6 protein-coding genes are annotated in these 6614 nt (G+C 62.3%); 4 read left to right on the forward strand and 2 right to left on the reverse strand.

The window, feature by feature from the left end:
* Both EN914_RS19125 and EN914_RS19130 read left to right on the forward strand, forming a co-directional pair.
* Positions 1-614: FAD-binding oxidoreductase (locus tag EN914_RS19125; RefSeq protein WP_164778800.1), on the forward strand; the 614-nt coding region annotated here is incomplete at its 5' end.
* A gap of 262 nt (positions 615-876) precedes the next feature.
* Positions 877-1728 (forward strand): SH3 domain-containing protein, encoded by an 852-nt coding sequence (locus tag EN914_RS19130; RefSeq protein ID WP_024504813.1) that lies wholly within the window; start codon positions 877-879, stop codon positions 1726-1728.
* Positions 1729-1881: 153 nt separating this feature from the next.
* Here EN914_RS19130 and EN914_RS19135 read toward each other — a convergent pair whose 3' ends face one another.
* Positions 1882-3162 (reverse strand): Mur ligase family protein, encoded by a 1281-nt coding sequence (locus EN914_RS19135; RefSeq protein WP_024504812.1) that lies wholly within the window; start codon positions 3160-3162, stop codon positions 1882-1884.
* A 175-nt stretch (positions 3163-3337) separates the two neighbouring features.
* On the reverse strand, positions 3338-4084 hold the full coding sequence (locus tag EN914_RS19140) for an SDR family oxidoreductase (protein ID WP_024504811.1): 747 nt from the start codon (positions 4082-4084) through the stop codon (positions 3338-3340).
* A gap of 311 nt (positions 4085-4395) precedes the next feature.
* On the opposite strand from EN914_RS19140, the gene zwf reads away from it, so the two are divergent.
* Both zwf and pgl read left to right on the forward strand, forming a co-directional pair.
* Entirely contained in the window at positions 4396-5865 is a 1470-nt protein-coding gene (zwf, locus tag EN914_RS19145; RefSeq protein WP_013530236.1) for a glucose-6-phosphate dehydrogenase, read from the forward strand.
* Positions 5847-6563 carry a 6-phosphogluconolactonase gene (pgl, locus tag EN914_RS19150; RefSeq protein ID WP_013530235.1) on the forward strand — a complete coding sequence of 239 codons (717 nt, stop codon included), beginning with the start codon at positions 5847-5849 and terminating at the stop codon, positions 6561-6563. Before zwf ends, pgl begins: the two co-directional genes overlap by 19 nt.
* The last annotated feature ends 51 nt before the right edge of the window (positions 6564-6614 follow it).

The following is a 6614-nucleotide window of genomic DNA, read 5'->3' on the forward strand; positions in this document are numbered from 1 at the left end:
TTTCGACACCGAGAGGCACGGTGACGGCGCAGAAATGCCTGATAGCGGTCAACGCCTATGGCGGCGCGCTCGAGCCGGTGAGTGCCGCGCACGTCATGCCGATCGGTTCCTTCATCGGCGCGACGGTGCCTCTGGGAGCGGACTCGAACGTTTTGCCGGGCGGCGAGGCGGTCGACGATTCCCGCTTCGTCGTGCGCTATTTCCGCAAATCGAAGGACGGGCGGCTGCTGTTTGGCGGACGCGAGGTCTATGGCGTCAACGATCCCCGGGATATCCACATCCACATCCGCCGCCAGATCGCGGAACTCTATCCGGCGCTCGGGGATGTCGAGATCACGCATGGCTGGGGCGGCTATGTCGGCATTACCGTGCCAAGAAAGCCGTTCGTGCGCGAAGTGATGCCCAATGTGATCTCGGCCGGCGGCTATTCCGGCCACGGCGTCATGCTGTCGAACTACTTCGGTAAACTCTATGCCGAAACCGTTGCCGGCAACCGCGACCGGCTGAAGCTGATCGAGGATCTGAAAATCCCGCCTTTCCCTGGCGGCCGGCGTTTCCGCACGCCGCTGCTGTTCCTGGCGCTCAACTGGTTTGCGCTGCGCGACAGGATCTAGCCGGCCGGCCTGATGTAATATTGTAATATTTGTTGTAACATTTGTTGCCCGTGCGACGCATTGCGCAATTTCCCGCAAAGGCGCAGAATCCCCTATGTTGGCGTACTGATGCCACAATCGCAGGCGAAAGCTGCCGGTTCTGGGCGATTGTTCGGGGATTGTTGCGGGCCTGCCCGCGTTGTTTTTGGGACCGATGCGGATCAGACGCCGGACTTCCGGCACCGATCGAAAGAACGTCGGCCCGCTTATGGAGGTGGCAAGAGTGAGAGAGCCCTTCAGTTTCGGTACGCCGGAACGTCGGCGCTTTGCCATGCAGTTCGGATACGACATGCGGCCTTCCTTCTGGCAGGAAGTCCGCTCGAACTCGCATCTGGTGATCGCCGCGATCGGCACCGCCGCACTGCTTGGGGTCGCCGCCGTGGCGCTGTGGCTGGCGCTGCCGGCCAGCGACAGGCAAGCGGCAGCGAGCCCCGAACAGACCATTCCAACGGTTCCGGTGAAGACGACGAAAATAACCCCGGTTGGGGCCGCGGTCGCTGCGGCAGCCGTGCCGCAGGCGCGCAAGTCCGACGCAATTCCAACAACTGTGGCGGCCGCGCAAGACAACATTCCCGCACTCGCCGCCAATGACCCACGCTGGACCGGTTCCCAGCTGAAGGCCGCATCCGCGTCCGATTCGACTGCTCCCAGCCAGGTGGCGGACAAGGCACCCGACAAGCAAACGGCGGCATTCGCGCAGCCGGCAGCCGATACCGATGCCGCCACCGAACTTGCCAAGGTAGCCGCGCCCGGCGCAACCGCGGGCAACCATCCCGACGGCGCACAAACCGCCGCCATTCCCGAGGTGCAACCGCAAGTGCCGGCTCAAGAGCCAGCGGCAGAAGGTGATGACAGCCAGGCCAAGGCGAAGCCAAGGAAAGCCGCAGCCGCCGGAACAGGACGCATCCTGAGGGCCGTGACCATGCGAAGCGGCCCGAAGAAAAATGCCGCCGCCATCGGTACGGTGCCAGCCAAAACCTCGGTGCAGGTGATGAGCTGCAAGAAATGGTGCCAGATCACCTACAACGGCAAGACCGGCTGGATCTACAACAGCTACATCAAGACCGGCGCGTGAGACAGCGACAGTTGTCTGCGCTGACCGGGACGAAGCCGCCAGTTGCCTAAAGCGTGTTCGCGCCTGAACGGACTCAGGCGACCCGCTTTAGGTCTTTGTTTTATGCATGTCGTTCTCCCAAAACCGAGCTCACTTTTGGGCGACATGCATTGGTCACCGGCCGAGCAACCACCCGAAACGATGTCTTCTGCGGGCAAGTTTGCGCTTCGCGAGAAAATCCCGGTGTTCCTCGAAGGGCACTCCATAGAGGCCGCAAGCCAGGCAGTCGTCCCGCTTGCCGCAGTCCGCGATCCAGCATTTGATGTCATGCGTCCAGGAGAGTGCGACACGTTCCAGATGAAGATTGGAAGAGCTCTTCACCAGGATCAACTCGCCAGGCACCGCTGTCCGCCTGATGTAATCCGAGACCTCTTTCGGTGTGCGCAGTTCGACGAATCGGCCAGCGTCGCGGTCGGTCTGGCTGGCCTTCGAGCGATGCGCATGCTCGCCGACATAGATCACCTGGTTCGCGATCTCGCGCGCGCTTTTGTAGGCGCGGGCATACTTTGCGGTCGAATCGGTAAAGTCCGACAACTGGCCAAGAACGATCCGCTTTTCGCCAACGGTCGATTTTGCAATCATGTCCAAGGCAAGTGGCAGCGAATGCCACGGCGCCTTGACAGAGTCTAGAATGAAGTGCGGGCCGCCCTCGGGGCTGATCACCTGGCATCGGTTCACGAGGGGCTGAAATGTCTCGATCCTGTCCTTGACGGTCTGCGCAGGAACTCCAAGTTCGAGAGCCGCGGCCGCTGCCGCGACCACAGGCAGCGAGAAATGCTCCCCTGGAAATGCCGTCTGGAGGTCCAGCACGCCGCCGCGCCAGTGCAACTTCAAGCCAAGCGTGCGCGGATATGCTGCACTGATGTCGGTGATACGGTAATCGGCCGCGTCCGACTCGCCAAATGTGACGAAGCGTTGCGCGGATGCCATGGCGAGGACATGGGGATCATCGGCGTTGAGCACGGCCAGGCCGCCTGGTTCCAACGCCTCGACCAGTGCGCGCTTTTCACGAGCGACATTCTCCAAGGTTTTGAAGCTGGAGACGTGCTCGAGCCGGACCATTGTGACGACAGCGACGTGCGGCCGCAGCAACTCGGCCATCGGCTTGATTGAATTGATCGCCGACGCCGACACCTCAACGACGGCATAGTCCACGCCACTGATGCGACGCGAAAGCATCCTCGACAGCATCTGCAGCGAATGGAAAAGGAGCTGGACATGGACGGAACCGTGGCTGGCCAATATATGCCCAAGCAGCGCCGTTGTGGTCGACTTGCCGGAGCTGCCGGTTATGCCGATGAAGATCGACTTGCTTTTGGACCGGGCATATCTTGCCTTGTAGATCCTGACCCGCTGCCACAGGTTCTCGCGAATTTTCCGTAGTCTGGCATTCATCGCATAGCTGGTCCCAAGCCCTGATGACTTTGGGGAAGCCAGATGGTCAAGTCAACCGGACCAAGCATGAACAGCTATCTAAGCGCGTCACGCTTGACGGATTCAGGCGATGTGCTTCAGGCCCTGTTCTGTTCATATCGTTCCCAAAATCACGGCCATCTCTTGGCGATAAACGTCAGATGCAGCGGCCGCCATCGACCTCCAGCGCCACGCCGGTGATGAAGGCGGCCTCGTCCGAGGCCAGCCAGAGTGCAGCGTTGGCGATGTCGAGCGGCGTCGAAAGCCGGCCGAGCGGGATCGATGCCCGGAACTTCTCGCGGATTTCGGGCGTATCGGCGCCCATGAATTTCTCCAGCATGCCGGTCTCGCCGGCAACCGGGCAGAGGCAGTTGACGCGGATGTTCTTCGGCGCCAGTTCCACCGCCATCGATTTGGTGGCGGTGATCGCCCAGCCTTTCGACGCATTGTACCAGGTGAGGCCGGGGCGCGGCCGCAGACCCGCGGTGGAGGCCGTGGTCAGGATGACGCCGCCGCCCTGCCGCTCCATGATCGGCACCACGGCGAGTGCCGCGTGATAGATCGCCTTCACGTTGACGGCGGTTATCAGGTCGAAGGTCTCCTCGTCGACATTGAGCATGTCGCCGTTGCGATGGGTGTAGCCGGCATTGTTGACCATGATGTCGATGCGGCCGAAGGCGCTTTTGGCGGCATAGATCATCTCGTCGAATTCGGAGCGCAGCGAGACATCGGTCTGGGTCCAGATCGCCGCTTCGCCGATCTCGCCGGCGACGCGCTCAGCGCCCCTGGCGTTGAGATCGGCGACAACGACCCTGGCACCCTCCTGCGCAAAGCGCCTGGCGATGCCCTCGCCAAAACCGGACGCAGCACCGGTGATGACGGCAACCTTGTTTTCCAGACGCATGTTTTTCCCGCTCATGATTGACGATCAACCGACGCGCCGATAGCGCACATCCGCGCGAACCCGTGGCTTCTGGCCGGATTGCTCGAAGATGTGCGGCCATCGCCGATTTCTCCTTTGGCTTTCGCGTCGATCCCGCTCTATGCTGCAACTGCGAAGGCTTCCGGTGCCGCGCCTGTCGACAAGCCTCCGGGTCATCGGACTGTCAAGGGGCAGGCGCATACACCCAGATGTGACACCATGGCACTGGAAAATTTAAATCGATTAGATTATATCAGCCGCGTCACAGCGACCGGCGTCAGAGCGGACAGACCATGACCAGCCAGATCATCCCCGTCGATCCTTTCGACTTCATCATTTTCGGCGGCACCGGCGATCTGTCGGAGCGCAAGCTTCTGCCGTCGCTCTATTATCGCCAGCGCGACCATCAGTTTTCGGAGCCGACACGCATCATCGGCACCTCGCGCTCGAAGATGAGCGACGAAGAATTCCAGGCCTTCGCCAAGCAGGCGATCTCGGACCACGTCAAACCGGCCGACATCGACGCCAAGGAACTGAAGACTTTCCTGGCGCGGCTGTCCTACGTCTCCGCCGATGCGACGAGCGGCGCCGGCTTCGACAAGCTCAAGAAGGCGATCGGCGACAGCGACCGCATCCGCGCCTTCTACCTGGCGGTGGCGCCGGCGCTGTTCGGCGACATCTCGCACAAGCTGAAAGAGCACAATCTGATCACGCCGAACTCGCGCATCGTGCTGGAAAAGCCGATCGGCCGCGATCTTGATTCGGCACGCAAGCTCAACGACCTGGTCGGCGACGACTTCCACGAAAGCCAGATCTTCCGCATCGACCATTATCTCGGCAAGGAGACGGTGCAGAACCTGATGGCGCTGCGCTTTGCCAACGCGCTCTACGAACCGTTGTGGAATTCAGCCCATATCGACCATGTCCAGATCACCGTGGCCGAGACCGTCGGCCTGGAGGACCGCGTCACCTATTACGACAAGGCCGGCGCGCTGCGCGACATGGTGCAGAACCATATGCTGCAGCTCTTGTGCCTCGTCGCCATGGAAGCGCCGTCGTCGATGGATGCCGACGCCGTTCGCGACGAAAAGCTGAAGGTGCTGCGGGCACTGAAGCGCATCAACGGCAACGAAGCGCCGAAGCACACCGTGCGCGGGCAGTATCGCGCCGGGGCTTCGGCCGGCGGACCGGTGAAAGGCTATGTCGAGGAACTCGGCAAGGACAGCAACACCGAGACCTTCGTCGCCATCAAGGCCGAGATCGGCAATTGGCGCTGGTCGGGCGTTCCGTTCTATCTGCGTACCGGCAAACGGCTGGCGACGCGGGTTTCGGAAATCGTCATCGAATTCAAGCCGATTCCGCATTCGATCTTCGGCGACAGCGCCGGACCGATCTTCGCCAACCAGCTTGTCATCCGGCTGCAGCCGGACGAAGGCGTCAAGCAGTTCATCATGATCAAGGATCCGGGCCCGGGCGGCATGCGGCTGCGCCAGATTTCGCTCGACATGAGTTTCGCGCAATCCTTCGACGGCCGCGCACCGGACGCCTATGAGCGGCTGATCATGGACGTCATCCGTGGCAACCAGACCCTGTTCATGCGCCGTGACGAAGTCGAGGCGGCGTGGAAATGGATCGACCCGATCCAGAATGCCTGGGAAAGTGCCAGGCAGGAGGCGCAGGGCTACACGGCGGGCACCTGGGGCCCATCGGCCTCGATAGCGCTGATCGAACGTGACGGGCGGACATGGCACGAGAGCAATTGAACAGCGCCGCCTACAGCTGGAACGGCTTCACCGGGCGCCAGGAACTGGCGGCAGCCCTGGCCGGCCATGTTGCAGGCAGACTGACCAAGGCGATCGCCGAGCGCGGCACGGGGTTGCTCGCCGTCTCCGGCGGCACCACGCCGGCAAAATTCTTCGCCGCCCTTTCAGCGATACCCATCGCCTGGGACAAGGTGATCGTGACGCTGGTCGACGAGCGTTTCGTGCCGGCCTCCTCGCCACGCTCCAATGCCGGGCTGGTGGCCGCCAATCTGTTGCAGAACGCGGCCAAGGCGGCTCGTTTCGTGCCGCTCTATCACGAAGCCACCAGCATCGAGGATGCGGCCTCGTCCGACGATGCAGCGCTCCGATCCTTGCCCTGGCCGCTCGATGTCGTCGTGCTCGGCATGGGGCCGGACGGCCACACCGCCTCGTTCTTTCCCGATGCCGCCGACCTGGCAACACTGCTCGACCCGTCTTCCGACAGGATCGTGCTGCCGGTTCATGCGGCAAGTGCGGGCGAGCCGCGGCTGACCCTGTCGCTGGCCCGCATCGTCGAAGCCGGCTTCATCGCGCTGCACATCGAGGGTGAGGACAAGCGTATCGCCTTCGACGGCGCGGTGGCGCCCGGGCCGCGAAAGCCAATCCGCGCCGTGCTCGACGCAGCGCAAAAGCCCGTAGAGGTTTTCTGGGCACCCTGATTCTCGATTTACACCGGTCCCGGCAAACGGCGGGAGGATGTTTCCGGGACC

This window comes from Mesorhizobium sp. M7A.F.Ca.CA.001.08.2.1, assembly GCF_003998455.1.
GTDB classification, from domain to species: domain Bacteria; phylum Pseudomonadota; class Alphaproteobacteria; order Rhizobiales; family Rhizobiaceae; genus Mesorhizobium; species Mesorhizobium ciceri.

Bases quoted from the DNA above. Each gene is read 5' to 3' on its own strand.
- pgl (WP_013530235.1), top strand. From the start codon at position 5,847: ATGGCACGAGAGCAATTGAACAGCGCCGCCTACAGCTGGAACGGCTTC.
- zwf (WP_013530236.1), top strand. From the start codon at position 4,396: ATGACCAGCCAGATCATCCCCGTCGATCCTTTCGACTTCATCATTTTC.
- EN914_RS19140 (WP_024504811.1), bottom strand. From the start codon at position 4,084: ATGCGTCTGGAAAACAAGGTTGCCGTCATCACCGGTGCTGCGTCCGGT.
- EN914_RS19135 (WP_024504812.1), bottom strand. From the start codon at position 3,162: ATGAATGCCAGACTACGGAAAATTCGCGAGAACCTGTGGCAGCGGGTC.